Origin of the sequence: Vibrio sp. THAF190c (assembly GCF_009363355.1) — a bacterium.
GTDB lineage: Bacteria > Pseudomonadota > Gammaproteobacteria > Enterobacterales > Vibrionaceae > Vibrio > Vibrio fortis_A.
Map to the genome: position 1 here is coordinate 669,031 of NZ_CP045339.1, position 17,558 is coordinate 686,588.

The window sequence follows — 17,558 nt, forward strand, 5'->3', positions numbered from 1 at the left end:
ATTAGAAACTGCTTGATAACAATGGGAAAGTATAGGTTTTTCTAGTGAAGAGCATAAGCTTTGAAGAGGCTATTATTCATTGATAAAGCTAAACAATACTTATAAGAACTTTACATAAAAAAATAGCCACTGAACGTGGCTATTTGAGGGTAATTTCTATGGTGTATGAATTGCACCATCTGGGAGTCGGCTCTGTGTCCACTCGTGAGGACGGTACATCACTGGGAATTCCTGTGCCATTTCACGATCCATTTCGACACCGATACCCGCGATCTCTGAAGCGTATAGGTAACCATCAACGGGTTCTGCTGCGTTCGGGAATACTTTATGAGTGTTAGCGTTGTACTCCACATGCTCTTGAATAGCAGCATTATGTAAGTGCACATTTAAGTGAGTGTTTACTGCTGCGCCAATTGGTGTCATGTCTGGCGGACAATGCCATGCGATACGCACACCGAAGGTCTGACATAGATGTCCCAATTTCAGAGCTGGTGTAATTCCACCAATCTGTGAAACGTGACAACGGATGAAGTCAATACGGCGATTAACAATCAGAGATTTCCACTCTTCAGGATTGTTAAACAGCTCCCCCAATCCCAATGATACCGAGCTTTGGCTACGAATGTTATCTAGCCACTCCGTTTGGTTTGGCGGCAAAATGTCTTCGATGAAGTAAGGCTTGTATTGCTCCACCTCTTTTGCAAACTGAATAGCTTGATTTGGGAAAAGGCGTTCGTGCACATCATGTAAGATGTGGAATTTATTGCCATATTTCTCTCTCAACGACTTAAACATGGTTAAGGTATTGTCCATGTACTGATCTTGGTCGTAATACGAACCTTCAGTCGGGTTTTGAGTCGCATGTAGCTCCGTCGGTACACCACCATAGAAGCCTAATTGACAACGTATATGACGATAGCCTTTATCTAAAAATGAATCGACTAGGTCATAAATACCTTCCATCGTATCGCTGGTTGCATGTGTATAGACTGGAATAGCATCGCGAGCTTTACCACCAAATAGTTGATGCAGCGGCATGCCAGCAAGTTTTGCTTTGATATCCCACAACGCCATATCAACGCCAGATATCGCATTATTAATAACAGGACCATTGCGCCAATATGCATTAACCATCATCATTTGCCATAAGTCTTCAATGTTATTGGCATTTTTTCCAATGAGAATAGGTTTTAAATATTCGTCAACCATGGTTTTTACAGCCAATGGTCTTTGTTGGAATGTCGCACAACCAAAGCCAGTCACACCCTCATTCGTTTCAACGATTACGGTAATGAGGTTATGTCTATCCGGTTTTGTAATAACGCATTGGACGTCAGATATAATAGTTTCTTTCACAATTAAATAACCTAAACTTAGTCAACTCCTATTATCTAACCGTGTTAAAAACCACATTTCAAGCGCTAAATTTTGGTCAAAAATAATTGGTACGTTAAGTGATTTTTTTTCACAAACAAAACATACCAATTGCCGAAAAATGGTAAAAAATAAATTATTAGAAATTTAATTGTGATTGGGATCTCTTTTTATCCCATTGGATTAAAAACGCTTATCGCTATGATTGCTCGAGTTAAATATCTCCCAGTAACAGGTGTTGTATGCAAATTGTTGAAAAGAATGATGCTGTTATTAATAACTCAAAGTCATCACCCAAAAAGAAAAGTTTTAATGAAAATATACAGTTATTAGTCTCTGCTCTTGGCGGTGAAGATAACATTGTGAGTATCACTCACTGTATGACTCGATTGAGATTCAAATTGGCAGATGAGTCTTTGGCTGATGAAGATGCTGTCAAAGCGATTTCAGACGTAAAAGGCATGGTAAGCCAACAGGGTCAAACTCAAGTGATCATCGGCGTAGAAGTTGAAAAATGGTTTAACGCGCTGTCAGGCACACAACAAGCTGACGACTCTGTCGCTGACGAAATAGAAAAAGGCAAACTGTTCCAAGGCGTGATGCGCATCGTCGCTGGTATCTTTGGTCCGGTTGTTCCTGCTATCGCGGGTGCCGGTATGCTGATGGGTCTATTGTCAGGGCTTATCGCGACCAATGTTATCTCTGAAACCTCAGATACGGTGTACTTCTTCCGCTCTATCTCTGTAGCTGTGTTTTTCTTCCTACCTATGCTGGTCTCTTTCTCTGCAGCTAAGGTGTTTAAAGTTAATGAGTACATCGCACTAGCAGTTTCTTCAGCCATGCTGGCGCCACTGCTGGTTGAGAAGGCAACACTACTTAAAGACGCTGGCGCTGCGCCAGAGCTAACAGTACTTGGTGTTGTTCCTATCGAACTGCTGAACTACGGCGGGGCGATCGTACCAGCTATTTTAGCGATTTGGTTGCTGTCTAAGGTGACACCTCTCGTCGATCGACTAGTACCATCTTCAGCGAAACCGGTATTTACCCCTCTACTTGCGTTTACCGTGACTTCAACAATCACCCTATCTTTTGTTGGTCCTGCAGGTATCTGGCTAAGTAACGGGGCTGGTTGGGTAATGAGCTCACTGCTTGAGATCTCGCCTACACTAACAGGCTTTATCTTTGGTCTAACTCGCCCGATCACGATTGTGTTTGGTATCCACCATAGCATGACGCCAATCAGCCTCAACAACTTCGCGTTGTACGGTAAGGATCTGCTAATGCCAATCATGTGTCTGGGTAACATGGCGATTGCGGGCGCAACCATGGCTATCTGGCACAAACAACGTAAGTATGTTTCTAAAGAGCAGTCTTCAATTACTGCGGGGTCAAGTGTAACAGCTATCTTAGGTATCACAGAGCCAGCTCTGTTTGGTGTTCTAACCAAGTACACCAAAGCAATGATGACTGCGAGTCTAGCTGCGGGCGTATTCGGCGCTATCTCTGTAACGATTGACACTCACCTAACGAGCTACATTTTATCTTCGGTATTCAGCTTACCTGCTTACCTAGCTAGCGGTACTCAGAACTTTATTCAAGCACTGATGGGCGTAGTAGGTGTATTCGCACTCTCTTATGTTCTGACAATGCTACTTGTAAAGCTCGACAATAAGTAAATCCCCTGCCTCACCACTGTGGGGTTAAACGAGCCAAGCGTGATCGTCGCTCCTGATGATCACGCTTTACTTCTCTAACCTTCATTCTAAGTTTCTCTTTCTAAGGTTTATTCTATGACCCATATCGCAATCATCGGCGAATGCATGATTGAGCTAAATGGTGCGCCCTTTGGCAACATGCTCCAAAGCTATGGCGGGGACACACTGAACGCTGCGATATATTTGAACCGCAGCCTCAAACAAGATGTGGATTTTTCTAACGTCCGTACGAGCTACGTAACCGCGCTTGGCACCGATTCAATCAGCCAAGAAATGACCCGTCGTTGGCAAAGTGAAGGGATATCAACAAACTTGGTACTAAGCGACCCCAAACGCTCTCCAGGGCTCTACCTAATTCAATTGGACGATGAGGGCGAGCGCACCTTTCTGTATTGGCGCAATGACTCCGCGGCGCGCTATATGGTTCAACACCCTGAATTTACGGATGTAATAACTCAGCTTGATAATGCTGACATGGTCTTTTTCAGCGGCATTTCTCTGGCTATTTTGCCTGACGCAGACCGAGTTGAACTGCTAGCTAAGATAGACAAGTTGCGTAACAACGGCGTTAAGACTGCATTTGATAGCAATTACCGTCCGAAACTTTGGGAAAGCATCGCTACAACCAAAGAAGCGTACTTACTTGCTTATCAAGCGACCGACATCGCACTCGTTACCTTCGATGACGAACAGTTGATTTGGCAAGACAAAACGCCGCAAGACACAATTGCGAGACTGCATAAACTCGGCGTACAAATCGTAGTCGTTAAGATGGGCTCTGAGGGCTGCTTGATCAGCGAAAACCCAAACCAAGATCCAGTCTCTATCCCAACAACACCGGTCACCAACGTGGTTGATACGACCTCTGCAGGTGACTCATTTAATGGTGGATTCCTTGCACGTTACTTAACAGGCGGAAGCGTTGCACAAGCGTGTCAACATGGTAACGCGCTGGCTGGGTTAGTCATCCAGCATCATGGGGCAATCATCCCACAATCTGTCACAGACACTCTTTCTACTCTTATCGAGAAATAAACTCATGCTAACTATTAACGATCAATTAAAAGCACTAAAAGTAATTCCAGTTATCGCCATCGACAACGCGCAAGATATTATTCCACTTGGCAAAGTGTTAGCTGAAAACGGCCTACCTGCGGCTGAAATCACGTTCCGCTCTGACGCGGCGATTGAAGCCATTCGCCTACTTCGCAGAGCACAACCTGACATGCTGATCGGCGCTGGGACTATCATCAATGGTGAGCAAGCTTTGGCTGCTAAAGAGGCAGGCGCGACATTCGTCGTGTCACCTGGCTTTAATCCAAACACAGTTAAGGCTTGCCAAGAAATTGGTATCGACATTATCCCTGGGGTGAACAACCCAAGCACAGTCGAGGCTGCTCTAGAAATGGGGTTAACAACACTCAAATTCTTCCCTGCAGACGCTTCTGGTGGCATTAGTATGGTCAAGTCATTGGTTGGTCCATACGGTAATATCCGACTTATGCCAACGGGCGGAATTACACCAGGTAACATCGACAACTATTTAGCGGTGCCAGAAGTGCTTGCTTGCGGAGGTACATGGATGGTGGATAAGAAATTGGTAGAGAGCCAGCAATGGGACGAGATTGCTCGCTTGACCCGCGAAATTGTAGAACAAGTCAAACGCTAAACAAAGAATGGCCAGATCCTGTTAGGTTCTGGCCTTTTTGCTTTTACTCGGCTCTCGATACCTCACCAACAGCCACTACAACTTATACCACTATCAGCTGTTTAGATAAGGGGCCACCAGCTGTCGGATGTTAACATTGGCGCCAATTCTCGCAGCCAATAGATACATTCCTCCAATCTTTCTGTGCAGGAATAAAGCGTCAGCCGGAGGCGTGTGCCAATACTCTTGCTCCATACTCAAAATCGTTCCAGCCTCTCGCAGTCGCTTGGCGAGATCACTGCTCTTAAAGTCATACTCACCTTCAACCAACATAGGCTCACAGGCCATTTTCACGAGGTTCAATACCGCTTGTCGTTGGCTATCAACAATGGTGTCGCTAAAGAAGCCAATATCTTCTAAGGCTCGATTAAGACCTATTTCATCACCTTCAATCACAGAACGAAACACCTGACGATAGCCGTTACTGAATTTGTCGCTGTATTCTCGCGTCGCTCCAAAATCGAGCAGGCCAATCTGGTTGGTTTTTTCATTGTAGAGATAGTTAGCGAAGTTAGGATCGGTTTGTACCATCTTGAGTTCAAATAGCTCCTTAAACAACAGCTCAAGCAGACTCGTCATCACAAAATTGCGCGTTTCCTGTGACGCATGTTCTACCGATTCGACCGATTGCCCCTCAATAAACTCCATTGCAAGTACTGCATCAGAAGAACTCGGTAGATGAACTTTCGGTACAACAAAATGAGCATCGGCCTGCAACGCTTGATGGTAACGTATCGCGAATTGTGCCTCTCGTTGATAGTCGGCTTCATCATGCAGCTGCTTCTTCGCTTCTTCCAATAAGCCCTTATAATCCACTGATTCGGGAATCAATCCGACAACTTTTAGTAAGGTGCCAACGTTGTCAACGTCGCTATCAATACTCTTGCGAATACCGGGATATTGCACCTTCACCGCCAACTTATCACCCGCGTCACTGTACGCTTGATGCACCTGTCCAATTGAGGCGCTCGCGATGGGCTTGAAGTTAAAAGCGATGTATTCCGACTTCCAATCCGATCCTAGTGAATTTTCCAGTACCTGATTCAGTTGTTTGGAAGGGAGAGGGTCCGCATCCGAGCGTAGCCTACTTAGTATGTCCGCAAGTTCCGGTTCAAGAACATCACCGGCATCCATCGACAGCATTTGGCCAAGCTTCATTGCCGCTCCTCGAAGATGCGCAAGCTGCTCGGTAAGACGACCGACATTCTGTGGTGTCAACAACAAGTCGCGTGCTTTCGGCCGATTACCTTGCACGATTTGCTTTGTCCCTTCAGTTAGTACGTTTCCGGCAACACGAGTCGCCAACGACGCAAACTTACCGAAACGTGAAATTCTGTGGGTTGGGATATTCCTTTCTTTTGCCGACATAAAGACTCCGTCAAAGTTAACTGCTCAGTATACGAACAGAAAAGTACTTTGGATGATTGCAAATACGATTATTTACATGAGTTGCGTATCCCCCAAAAGGTCACACTTCTACACAGGGAGATTTTATAAAATACCCTACCAAATCAAAGAGTCACTTGCAGTAGTTAATAGGTTTAATGACATAGGCTTAGCGCTCATTAATGAAAGGTAACTTTACTTTCAAACACACTCTGAAAGCTGATATTAAAGTCATTTACTTAATCAAGCCAAGCGCCATAAGGCTTTGAAAATTAACAAATCTATCGATTGTCTTTCTAATTCAAACAGTAGAAACGTGATATTCAGTCACGGACTTAAATTCTCTCTCAAATCCCTTTGCAAAGGTCGGAGATCTGACCTAACTTCAATTATGTGCAAAGTAGCATAACAGTCGGTAACCTTGGAGTACGACTGGGAGATTGGAGTGTTATATGGATTTAACGAACAAGGCCGCTCGCATTTTTATACCCGCCATTTTCATCATTGTCTTCTCAAGTGGCATTGCTTACTACCTGTCTTACGAAAAGCAAATAAAAAACCAAATCGTAAGTAAATGGTGTGTACAGCTTGAATTTGTCGTTAAGCAGATGGGAGAAGAACTTAGGGATCAAAAAGCCTTCTTGAACAACATCGCGGAAAGAGAGAGTTTTATAAAACGCGCAGACTTGAATCGAACAGTCTACGACGCGTTTGCATCGATCGATACACAGCTTAGTAGCACACGGTTTGATTACAACACCAACAATTCCTACTCATTTGCCATCATCGATTCGCACTCCAACCTCATTGCGAGCTCTGTGCAAACTTTAGAACATCAATCGAACCAGCTGTTTCTCGATACGGGTCGCACTTACCTCACTGATCCAAACAACTCAGAAAAGCTATCGATCATCGATGGCAAGCTATACGCTGTTACCGCTCACACTTTGGAAGGCTACCAGGACCGCATTGCAGTACTCATATTACCAATTTCTGTATTCGACGGCTTCAAAGCGACGTTGAAGGAACAGCTACCCTTCGGGTTCTCTTTTGACTACCGCTTTCTAACAGGCCAAGAACGAAGCATATTTTCACCGCACGAAGCAGAACCGCTAGTGGTTGCACTCACTAACTATCACGCCTTCGATAACCATGCGATGAAAATGGAAGTGGACTTCTCTGACGGCGTCGCTTTCAAACACATGGACCCTTTCATCTCAGCATCCCTGCACGTTTTTCCTGAAAACTACCAAAGCCAACTCAACCAAGCCAAGATTTCGATAGGTGGTGTTACCTTAGCGATTACATTGTTCTTAATTAGTGGCGGTTACTTTTTGTTTTACCGACAAGTGCTGCAACCACTACAGGCTTATACTCGAGAGCTAAACTCATTTAAACCAAGCGACCAAGCTCAGGCGAGTAAAGACGAACAAATTGACCCAAGCTACCAATCGGTGTTTGAACGCGTCAAAACCTTAGTCGAAACCGATGCGCTTACTGGCCTTGATAATCGCACCTTCTTCATGCAGAACCTAAAGAAGTTGCTCTCTGAACAACACCACGGTACCAGCTACCTTGTCTATATCGACCTCGATAAATTCAAGGCAGTGAATGATAATTATGGGCACGATGCGGGTGATGAGCTCTTAGTGCGCTTTGCCTCCTCGACTCAACAAATTCTGCAGCGCTCACGCGGACGTCTATTCGAGTCTTATCTATTTGCTCGACTCAGTGGCGATGAGTTCGCGATATACACCTACGGTATAACTCGCCTCTCCGATATTTTGAGTGTCCTTGAAAGCATTGAAGCGCAGTTCGAATCCAACTTTTTCCTTGGGGATCAACGCTATCGCGTAGGTATAAGTCTGGGTGTGGTTGAAATCAATGAGCATAATGAGAATCTCACTACTGACTCTCTAATGATCCAAGCTGATAGAGCCATGTATGTGGCGAAAGAGTCTGAGGCACGCCACTACTTTTATAACTCCGATCTCGAAGAGGTGGTTGCCAAAGAACTATTGATTGAGCAAACCCTTATCAAGGCACTCAACGAAGACGGGTTCAGCTTTTCATTCATGCCTATCATCAACGCCGCCTCAAAAACGCTACGAGGTTTTGAACTGTTATTGCGCTGTCCTGAGCTAGCGAAACAGAATATCGGCCCAGATGAATTCATCCCTTGTGCTGAACGTACGGGCATTATCCGCGATATCGATATGTGGGTGATCAGCAATGGTTTAATGGCCGCCAAAAGACTCATCGACAGAGGAAACCATTCACTCAAGTTTGCCATTAACATCTCCAGTTTAGAGTTAATGTCTCCAGGCTTTCCTGCCGACGTCAATCGTATGTTAATCAGTACAGGTGTGCCTGCAGAGAATATCGAATTTGAAGTGACTGAAACAGCGTTTGTCCCGGACGAAACCACCGAGTTGGACGTGCTATTTGATTTGAAGAAGCTTGGGGTAGACTTAGCCATCGATGATTTCGGTACTGGCTTTACCTCTTTCAATCAACTAATTCGTTATCCTTTCGATACCCTAAAGATCGACAAATCCTTTGTTGATCAGATCTTTAATAACAACCCATCCAAGCATGAGATGGTAAACGTGCTGTACCGCCTCGCGAAAAACTACTCACTCAAGGTGGTTGCTGAGGGGGTCGAAACCAAAGAGCAAGAAACCTTCCTCACTCGACTTGGCTGTAATTACCTGCAAGGTTACTACTACGGAACTCCTGTCACAGAGGATGATGTGTTGGCGCTAATTGCTAAGTATCAGAACCAGCAAGAGACAAACAATCAATAGCCTAAGCAAGTTGAAACAGGTTCCACATAAACGAAAAGACCACGCTCAAATGCGTGGTCTTTTATTCAAATCAAAACGGTTATTTCAGCTTGATACTTCAGTCGGCTATTTCGCAGGCTCGTCCGTTTTAACGGTATTTGTGATGCCTTCGAGTTGTAGAACCGGCGCTGCATCAATGTCTTCTGCATTCATCATCGAAGAGATACGCTGCATAGAAGAGAGAAGTAGACTCTGCTCCCACGGCTCTAAGTTCTGGAATTTATTAACAAAGTTATCTTGAAGTGGCGGTGGCGCGCTGTTTAGCAGATCTTGACCTTTTTCGGTTAGATTCGCATGAACTTTACGTCTATCCGATACACTACGCACACGCTGCACATAACCATTCTGCTCAAGACGGTCGATGATGGTAGTCGTCGTCGCCTGACTCACATTGGTGTGATTCGACAACTCTTTGATCGTCACATTGCCCATCTCTTGGATTGCTCTCATTAAAATCAATTGAGGGCCAGTCAAACCATACTCTTTACTCAGCTTCTTCGAGTGTAAATCGATAGCGCGAATAATTTGGCGAATAGCGACCAGGATTTCGTCATGTTTGTCCAAGATGCAGACCTTTGTTCTTGTTAGAATGTGAATGATTGTAGTGCATTTATTTGAACCGACACTACAAGCGTTGAGAGCCTTTCAAATTACGCGATAAATTGAGAAATTACCTCATTATTTTTTCCGCATTGTACTGATGTTCGCACTATTCTCAATCTTTTATGATGAGAGACTTCGAGATAGACCAAGCGTTTTTTAAATTATCTTCATACACACGCCCACCACCGGGCATAAATCTAAAAAGTTTCCCGATATTCGCCTTCAAATTCCCGATATTGATATTGTTGACCTACGGCTTAGATGAGAATGCCTCCTATTAAGGAGTCAATCATGTATCTAACGGATAAGATGAGTGCTAAACAGGCCCTCACTTCAATCATCAAAAGCGAAAACAAGCGAATCGTCTATACCACCATCAGCGCCATACTCAGCGTTGTTGCCGAGGTAATCACTTGGGTATCGCTCTACTTTGCACTCAATTCCGTGTTCAGCACGCAACAGCCGTCAATCCATTTTGCTTTAATGGGCCTTGCCATTTGCGCTCGCTATTTTCTGTACTCGGTATCCGTTTGGCAGGCGCATTTGGCCGCTTATCACATCATTCAAAACTTGAGACAAAAGCTGATTGTCGCCCTATCTCAAATGCCCACAGATCAACTTGTTCAATATCACCGTGGCGACCTAGAAAAGCGATTGAATGAAGATTGCCAAAGCCTTGAACCACTGATTGCTCACCACACCACGGACATCATTACGGGCATCTTGCTGCCTATCGCTTTAATTGGCTGCATGTTTACCATCGACTGGCAGCTGGGGCTTATAGCGCTGATCCCGCTCCCTTTGGCAGTCATTGCTCAAACTATGATGATGCGTGGCTTCCCTGCTCGACAAAAGAAATACAACCAAGTTGTCGCCAATATGCACAAGGCACAACTGGAGTTTCTTCGCAGCATTGGCGTAATGAAGTTGTTTGGTGTCGATGCTGATTCCTATCGTCAGATGAGCACTAACATGACTAAGCATCATAAAATGGTGAGAACGTACACCAAACAGATGGTGGGTGCATGGGTGACGTTTATCACCTTAGCCCAAGCCTCTTTGGTGCTAGTCATTCCATTCGCGGTCTACAAAATGACCCAAGGTGTGCTCACACCCGTCGATCTCACCATGATTGTCGTTTTATGTGCTGGCGTACTCAAGCCTTGGCTAGATTTGACGCAGGTATTTGCACAAATACAGCACTCATTCCAATCTGTAGAACGCCTATTACCATTGTTTTCCAGCGCCCACAAGTCGCCATCTGAACTGCTCTCAGAGCCAGTCACCCAGCTGCGGTGTCATCAGCTCAGCGTCATGCGTGGCGCATATCAAGTTATGGATTCACTCAATGTGACCTTTCGTCGCGGCGACTGTGTCCTTCTCCAAGGCGCGTCTGGGTCAGGAAAAAGTAGCCTGCTGGCAACCCTGTATGGCGAACTCACAGCGTATCAGGGAGATTGGTTCCTCAATGGTCAAGCTGTCTCTGCTATGTCTGAGAAGCAGCGAAGCGAATACATTGCCGTCGTCGATCAGCACCCTGTTTTTTTCAATGCTTCTATTCGCGAGAACTTATCGCTGGGCAATTCACAGGCGGAAGACTCAGAGATCATGCAAGTCCTTGAACAACTTGCTCTCGCCAAGCTTGTCCGCGAACTTCCAAACCAATTGGATTGCGCTATGAACGCCTCAGAGCAAGATTTCAGTGGCGGCGAAAAACAGAGGTTCGCGATTGCCCGCGCCCTACTTGCAGCCCCAAGCATCTTAGTATTAGACGAAGCCACTTCGCATCTCGATAAATCAACTGAAAAGCTCGTGTTAGAGGCGATTAGCCAATATTCATCGCAACAAATTCAGTTTGTTATCAGTCACGGCAATCAAGCTTTGTCGATGGCTACTCGCGCTTTCTCCCTAAACAACGGTCAGCTTATCGAACAAGAGGAGACAGTCTGTGCGTAATCTGTTTGCTTTACTAGAACATGCCCACTCAAATACCAAAACCTTTCTCGTCGGTATTGGCGGTAAAGTCTTATGTGAACTCTTACCCTTGGCGGTATGGGCGATTTTGTTTAGCGCTCTACTCGGTGGCTCAGCGTGGGCTTTAGAAGCAATGCTCGCTGTCGCCATCACGACCATCCTGTGTCAATGGATGCTTGGACAATCGGCAAAGCAGAGCTTTTTAGGCGCCTATGACATTACCCATCAGTTGAGAAAAACTCTGCTGCAAGACGTGCGTTGCCAACCTCTTGGCAACATCGTCGGCAAAGGGCTAGGAGAGCGCATCAAGCTCATGACTCGCGACCTTAAGGCCTTCGAAGATACATTCAGCCACTTAATCGCTGATCTTGTCGCGTCTTTGATGATTCCCATAGCAATGTTGAGTCTCTTGTTCTTCAACTCCATTTATCTAGGTATGACCATGCTTTTCGTCATGGGTGGCGCCTACATAGTGCTGATGAAATTTGAGCGCGCCTTTTCACAGCACTCGCAGCAGCACTTAGATCAGAACGTGGCCTGTACCAACAAGATTCTTGAATACATCGCTTGTTTACCGACATTGAAGCGATTTGGACGTTGTGATGTTCTGGCCGATCCACTGCATAAAGAGATCACTGCGTTACGTGAAGCAGGGTTAGGTGTCGAATGGGCAGGTGGCGTTGGGGTCGTATTGACAAACCTCGTATTAGAGCTTTCCATACCACTGATTGCAGCTATTGGAGCCTATTTGGTGAGCCTTGACCAACTTTCTCTTTCTCAATGGTTGGTGTCGGTCATCGCCTCAATAACATGTATCCGTCCGTTCGTAAGAATGACCATGTTCTCGACCTTGCTCCGCTATATGAGCAAATCAACGGACCGACTTTACAACCTCAGCCAAGAAGATCAGCAACCGGTCAATGGCCTTGCGCCAAGAAATTACGATATCCAGTTCAAAAATACAGGGCTCTCTATCAATGGTAAATCCCTCTTAAAAGACATCAACCTCTATGTGCCACACGGTCAACATATTGCGTTAGTCGGAGCAAGTGGCGTAGGCAAAACCACACTACTCAACCTGCTAGCCGCTTTTCATATACCGACGCGAGGTTGCATCAAAATTGGCGGTCATACCGTGGAAGCGACAGGCACGGCGCACTGGTACAACAGCATTGCTTATGTCACCCAAGACATACAACTTTTCGCAGGAACACTCGAAGATAACTTATTGATAGCCAAGCAAGACGCGAGCAGAGACCAATTACAAAGCGCCATAAAAACCGCCGGACTTGATGAACTGATTTCGCGATTACCTCTCGGTTTACACACCGAAATCAGCGAAAACGGTGGTGACCTATCAGGAGGTGAACGTCAGCGTCTGTCACTGGCAAGAGCCTTGCTGCATGACGCCCCCATCATTCTTCTTGATGAATTCACCTCAGCTCTGGACCAACATAAACAATGCCAAGTACTTCAAAGCATTCAACATTGCTTTGCATCGAAAACCACCATAACGGTTGCACACCGTTTGGACACCGTGACTGAAGCTGATTGTATTTATTTACTCAATGATGGAGCGATTGAGGCTTTCGGGTCACATTCTGAACTCATCATGGAATCTCCCCAATACCAAGGTCTTTGGGAAGCTCAACACAATAATTAGAAAAATAGCACCGTGAGTAGTGCTTAACTTTTTAAGATTCAAGGAACAAAATATGCACAACAATTCTCCAAAACTCAGCATCGTTGCCGGTGTTATTCTCGCTATATTAGGGAGCACTCAATCCTTTGCTGACGAGACATCGCAAGCTATGGAAGTCGTCGTGGTTGAAGCGACGAAATTTGATACGCCACTTTCTCAGGTTAATAACTCGGTAATCATAAAAACTGGGGAAGAGCTCGAAAAAGCGGGCATCTATCAAGTTCAAGATTTGGAGAGAGTTTTTCCTGGGCTGCTGATTCAAACTCGCGGTAATAGAACCTATGCCAACACCACAGTTCGTGGCATCAGTTCACCTGATTATTACTCCCCTACGGTTAGTGTTTATGTCGACGGCGTACTACAAGACAGTGCATTCGTTACTCAACCTCTGATCAATGTAGAAAGAGTCGAGCTTTTACGTGGACCTCAAGGCACGCTATATGGTGGTAATGCCCAAGGTGGTGTCATCAATATCGTGACTCGCAAAGAGATTGAAACCACTGAACTCAAAACCTCAGCAGTTTATTCCAACCTAAGCCAGCAGATCGATGCCGCAGCTGCGACACGTTTATCTGACAGCGTTTCTGCCGATATTGCAGCAAGTTATGTTTATGACGAAGGCAATATCAAGCACGTTTCGAGCGGAAAAGAGGATGCCAATGACGCGGACGAGAGTGCGATGAGGGTTCGTTTCCACTACCTGCCTAACGACTCTCAGCTGACTGCTTCACTCTCCATTGCTGCCGACAAACTCGACAGTCACGAAGAGTGGTACCTCACCCAAGGCGAATTTGATTCAAAAACCAAAGATGCGCCGATTCCTAATCTCAAACGCGATGTTTATACCTATGCCTTCAATCTCGGTTACGATTTTGGCCGCTCCCAATTAACCAGCATTACTGCCTATCAGACTCGTGAAATCGACCGTGAATACGTCTATGGCAACTACCAGGAAGATCAAGACAAGTTAAGCCAAGAGTTGCGCCTGAACTTGCAACATAGTGATAAGGTGCACTCGGTAATCGGTGGGTATTTTGAAACTCGCGACCTTGATGTGACCGCCAATGGCGCCAACAATAAGCTCAACTACGATACCTATGCTTTGTTCGGCCAAACAAATTACCAATTCGCTTCTCAGTGGGATCTCACCCTTGGTGCACGAGCGTCTCACCTCAATGTTTCATCGGACTTTAGTGGCAACCCAGCTTGGTTTATCGATCCTTACAATAATGATCTGTCAGAATCGACCATTTCGCCAAAAGCAGCAATTGGCTGGCAGGCAAACCAACAAACTCGAATTTACGCCTCTGTTACCAGCGGTTATCGTCCAGCAGGCTACAATGTTGTGCCTCTCAGTAATGCTGACGCCAAAGGTTATGACGCTGAAAAATCGCTTAACGGTGAGTTAGGCTGGCGTACTAGTTTTGCCGATCAAAAAGTGGCGTTTAGCGGTGCGATTTACTGGATCAAAACCGAAGACATCCACTTATACACCGGCACTCCAGGCAATCAAACCTTAAACAACATGGGTGAAGCACTCAGCAAAGGGGTTGAGGCAGAGTTGGCCTTCTACCCAACGGATGATCTAACCATCACAGCTGCGGGAACCTATGGTCGTTCAACATTCGAATCGAACAACAGCTCTTTTGAAGGCAATACGCTCCCTTACGCACCAGATACCACAGCGACACTTGGCATCGATTACTACTTACCAATTTCCGCGATTGAAGGTGATATTTCGATTAATTCTCAAGCTCGCTATAACTCGAAAATTTACTTCAACGAAGCCAACTCACTATCTCAGAGTGCTTATACCTTGGTCGACCTATCGATCAATTATCAGTACAACCCTCATCTGTCGGTTTCACTCTTTAGCAATAATATTACGGACAAAGAGTACACCACTTATGCATTTACTTATGGCCAAACATACAGCAACTACGGAACTGGTCGAGAAGTCGGTGTTAAAGCGAAATACGAGTGGTAATCGCACCTATGGTGAATACTGAAGTCATTAAACTCAAACCACTGCTCGCCATTTTGGCGAGCGTGTACACCATTCAAAGCCTAGTCAGTATGTTTACCTTACAGGGGTTGCCTGCGGTAATGAGAAGTGAAGGCGTTGAAACATCACAAATCGGCCTGTTTTACCTTGCGATGTTGCCATGGGTTGCCAAGTTTTTATGGTCACCTTTGATTGAATATCATCGCAAACAGGGTAAATCGTTTAAGAATCACACCATCATCATTTTTGGTTCTCAACTGGTACTGACAGCAGCTCTAATCATGCTGTGTAATGTCGGCATCATCGAACATCAAATCTCGCTCTTTTTCGGTGTGTTGTTTATAAGTTTGTTCTCTACCTTCGCAGACATCGCTACCGACGGGCTGGCTATTGACCAACTCAAATCAAGCAAGCGTTATCTAGGTAACGTCATGCAAGTGGGAGGAGCCTATCTTGGTGCTGCCATTGGTGGCGGACTGTTTATCTACTTAACAGGCGTAGTCGAGTGGCGATTTGCACTCATTAGCCTGGCAATATTCACGCTGATTTTGAGTTTGCCTACTCTTATGTTATTAACGCAAAAACAGCGCGCTAAAACCGAGCATATTCGCCATATTCCATCACTAAAATCGGCTTTTTCGATGCCACAAGTAAGGCTCGGGTTATTGCTGGTCGCAGTGTCCCAATTGGGAACACGAGGCGTGTTAGCCATGATGATGCCGTTTTTAATCGATAAAGGCATTGAGCTTGAAAGCCTTGGCCTTTTGGTCGCAGGAGGAGGTGTCGTAACTGGTTTAATAGGCGTCGCTTTGGGTGGTTATCTGCTCAAAAAGATCAAGGCCATTAAAGTACTGACTATTATGCTCATCGCGGAAGTGGTGATATTCAGTGGCTACCTGAGTTTTGAACTTGAAGTGGTCGACTTAAGCACCAGCATTTCAGCTCTTTATGTGCTCAACGGCATTATTACATCGGCTAAATTCGTATCCCTGTATACATTGATGATGAACCTCGCTTCCGGCCAACAAGCGGGCGTTAATTTTTCACTGTTTCAGTCGATGGATATGTTTATCGCAATCGTGATGGCTATAGTGTGTGGATCGATAATCAGCATTACAGGTTATCCAGTGCACTTTCTATCCATGATCGCGCTCAGCTTAGTCGCTGTTTGCTTAGTCCCAGTCCTAATTCCAGATACTAAGGTTCCTTGCCCTTCGAAGTAATCAGACGTTAAAGAAGCTTTACTGTTGGTGAAGCTTCTCACTCACATGTCACGCTTTAGATGAACAATTGGTGTAAATGATATTTATTATCACTTATATTAATTGCACATTAAGCAAGCCCATGCGAGAACGACGAAGGCAAGAAGAATGAGTAACATCGTGAACAGTTTAAGCCGAACAGGTAACGTTGATGGCCGTTTTGATGTGGTCGCTTTGGACGACGGCGTCAATGCCTACATTGTCAATTGCACCGCTGAAAGCGATATCCGCTTTAACGATCCTGCTGATGCAGGCTTCTACATTAGCTTTACCGGGGTCAATCATGCCTACAGCCCGAAATACCCCAATTACCCAGCCTCTGCGTTCGCTTCTCGCTGTATTGCTTCTCTGCTACCAGAACCGGAACCTGTAAACCCAATTGAGTTGCAACAAGGCGGTAGAATCGAAAATATACGTATTCACTTCCCCTTGCATCACAGCTTGACCAAAAACCTGTTGCCGGAGAATCAGGGCTCTTCATTTAAGCGGTTCGAACTCTACGAGACTGGTTGGCAAATGTCGCTTTCTGGTGACCTACACAAGGTTTCTCATGCTATCTGGGACAATGATTTCCAGGGTGTCGCACGCGCGGTATGGTTAAGAGGGAAAGTTTTAGAGTTATTGGCGCTGTTGATGGTGCACAAAGAGCCCAAGTCGCTAGCGGAACAAGCGTGCGATCTCATAACGACTCAACCGCATATAGATTGGAATATACCTTGTCTTTCTAAAGAGCTTGCAACCAATGAGTGTTATCTAAAACAGTCTTTCAAAAAGCAGTTCAACATGGGCGTCGCAAGTTGGATTCAAACACACCGTATTGGGCTCGCAAAAGAGCGTTTGAGTCGCACAGATGAGTCCATCACTCAGATTGCCATGGACTTGGGCTATCAAAGTGGCAGCTATTTTTCGAAGGTGTTTAAGCAACATACGGGGCTCGCTCCCAATGCCTATCGAAGACAAGCCCTATACAACGCTCAATAGAC

At 45.4% G+C, this 17,558-nt stretch carries 12 protein-coding genes; 9 read left to right on the forward strand and 3 right to left on the reverse strand.

Annotated elements, in window-relative coordinates; all coding sequences use genetic code 11:
- Positions 1 to 156: 156 nt before the first annotated feature.
- Positions 157 to 1,356: an enolase C-terminal domain-like protein gene (locus FIV04_RS18010; protein WP_032553828.1), complete on the reverse strand. Its 1,200-nt coding sequence runs from the start codon at positions 1,354 to 1,356 to the stop codon at positions 157 to 159.
- 260 nt (positions 1,357 to 1,616) lie between these two features.
- Here FIV04_RS18010 and FIV04_RS18015 point away from each other — a divergent pair, with 260 nt between their 5' ends.
- The 3 genes from FIV04_RS18015 to FIV04_RS18025 all read left to right on the forward strand — a co-directional run bounded on the left by FIV04_RS18015 (position 1,617) and on the right by FIV04_RS18025 (position 4,758).
- Positions 1,617 to 3,050 (forward strand): PTS transporter subunit EIIC, encoded by a 1,434-nt coding sequence (locus FIV04_RS18015; RefSeq protein WP_152469986.1) that lies wholly within the window; start codon positions 1,617 to 1,619, stop codon positions 3,048 to 3,050.
- A gap of 114 nt (positions 3,051 to 3,164) precedes the next feature.
- Positions 3,165 to 4,124, forward strand: a complete 960-nt coding sequence (locus FIV04_RS18020; RefSeq protein ID WP_152469987.1) for a sugar kinase — start codon at positions 3,165 to 3,167, stop codon at positions 4,122 to 4,124.
- 4 nt (positions 4,125 to 4,128) lie between these two features.
- Positions 4,129 to 4,758 (forward strand): bifunctional 4-hydroxy-2-oxoglutarate aldolase/2-dehydro-3-deoxy-phosphogluconate aldolase, encoded by a 630-nt coding sequence (locus FIV04_RS18025; protein WP_152469988.1) that lies wholly within the window; start codon positions 4,129 to 4,131, stop codon positions 4,756 to 4,758.
- A 93-nt stretch (positions 4,759 to 4,851) separates the two neighbouring features.
- On the opposite strand, the gene FIV04_RS18030 is transcribed toward FIV04_RS18025, so the two are convergent.
- Positions 4,852 to 6,165 carry an AarF/ABC1/UbiB kinase family protein gene (locus FIV04_RS18030; protein WP_152469989.1) on the reverse strand — a complete coding sequence of 438 codons (1,314 nt, stop codon included), beginning with the start codon at positions 6,163 to 6,165 and terminating at the stop codon, positions 4,852 to 4,854.
- Between the two features lie 470 nt (positions 6,166 to 6,635).
- Between FIV04_RS18030 and FIV04_RS18035 the strand changes: the two genes are divergently transcribed.
- A complete protein-coding gene (locus tag FIV04_RS18035) occupies positions 6,636 to 8,990 on the forward strand; it encodes a bifunctional diguanylate cyclase/phosphodiesterase (protein ID WP_152469990.1) in 2,355 nt (784 codons plus the stop codon).
- Between the two features lie 105 nt (positions 8,991 to 9,095).
- Here FIV04_RS18035 and FIV04_RS18040 read toward each other — a convergent pair whose 3' ends face one another.
- A complete protein-coding gene (locus FIV04_RS18040; protein ID WP_152469991.1) occupies positions 9,096 to 9,593 on the reverse strand; it encodes a MarR family winged helix-turn-helix transcriptional regulator in 498 nt (165 codons plus the stop codon).
- 330 nt (positions 9,594 to 9,923) lie between these two features.
- Between FIV04_RS18040 and FIV04_RS18045 the strand changes: the two genes are divergently transcribed.
- The 5 genes from FIV04_RS18045 (at position 9,924) to FIV04_RS18065 (ending at position 17,556) form a co-directional block, all read left to right on the forward strand.
- The gene (locus FIV04_RS18045) at positions 9,924 to 11,588 is read left to right on the forward strand and encodes an ABC transporter ATP-binding protein (protein ID WP_152469992.1); all 1,665 of its coding nucleotides are present in this window, start codon (positions 9,924 to 9,926) and stop codon (positions 11,586 to 11,588) included.
- Positions 11,581 to 13,269, forward strand: coding sequence for an ABC transporter ATP-binding protein (locus tag FIV04_RS18050; RefSeq protein ID WP_152469993.1), 1,689 nt, complete (start codon positions 11,581 to 11,583; stop codon positions 13,267 to 13,269). Before FIV04_RS18045 ends, FIV04_RS18050 begins: the two co-directional genes overlap by 8 nt.
- A 52-nt stretch (positions 13,270 to 13,321) precedes the next feature.
- Positions 13,322 to 15,295, forward strand: coding sequence for a TonB-dependent receptor (locus FIV04_RS18055; RefSeq protein WP_152469994.1), 1,974 nt, complete (start codon positions 13,322 to 13,324; stop codon positions 15,293 to 15,295).
- The gene (locus FIV04_RS18060) at positions 15,289 to 16,536 is read left to right on the forward strand and encodes an MFS transporter (protein ID WP_253895527.1); all 1,248 of its coding nucleotides are present in this window, start codon (positions 15,289 to 15,291) and stop codon (positions 16,534 to 16,536) included. Before FIV04_RS18055 ends, FIV04_RS18060 begins: the two co-directional genes overlap by 7 nt.
- A gap of 147 nt (positions 16,537 to 16,683) precedes the next feature.
- On the forward strand, positions 16,684 to 17,556 hold the full coding sequence (locus FIV04_RS18065; protein ID WP_152469995.1) for an AraC family transcriptional regulator: 873 nt from the start codon (positions 16,684 to 16,686) through the stop codon (positions 17,554 to 17,556).
- The last annotated feature ends 2 nt before the right edge of the window (positions 17,557 to 17,558 follow it).

Excerpts from the sequence above, each read along its gene's own strand:
- FIV04_RS18025 (WP_152469988.1), top strand. The coding sequence starts at position 4,129 with ATGCTAACTATTAACGATCAATTAAAAGCACTAAAAGTAATTCCAGTT.
- FIV04_RS18020 (WP_152469987.1), top strand. The coding sequence starts at position 3,165 with ATGACCCATATCGCAATCATCGGCGAATGCATGATTGAGCTAAATGGT.
- FIV04_RS18030 (WP_152469989.1), bottom strand. The coding sequence starts at position 6,165 with ATGTCGGCAAAAGAAAGGAATATCCCAACCCACAGAATTTCACGTTTC.
- FIV04_RS18045 (WP_152469992.1), top strand. The coding sequence starts at position 9,924 with ATGTATCTAACGGATAAGATGAGTGCTAAACAGGCCCTCACTTCAATC.
- FIV04_RS18065 (WP_152469995.1), top strand. The coding sequence starts at position 16,684 with ATGAGTAACATCGTGAACAGTTTAAGCCGAACAGGTAACGTTGATGGC.
- FIV04_RS18035 (WP_152469990.1), top strand. The coding sequence starts at position 6,636 with ATGGATTTAACGAACAAGGCCGCTCGCATTTTTATACCCGCCATTTTC.
- FIV04_RS18055 (WP_152469994.1), top strand. The coding sequence starts at position 13,322 with ATGCACAACAATTCTCCAAAACTCAGCATCGTTGCCGGTGTTATTCTC.
- FIV04_RS18015 (WP_152469986.1), top strand. The coding sequence starts at position 1,617 with ATGCAAATTGTTGAAAAGAATGATGCTGTTATTAATAACTCAAAGTCA.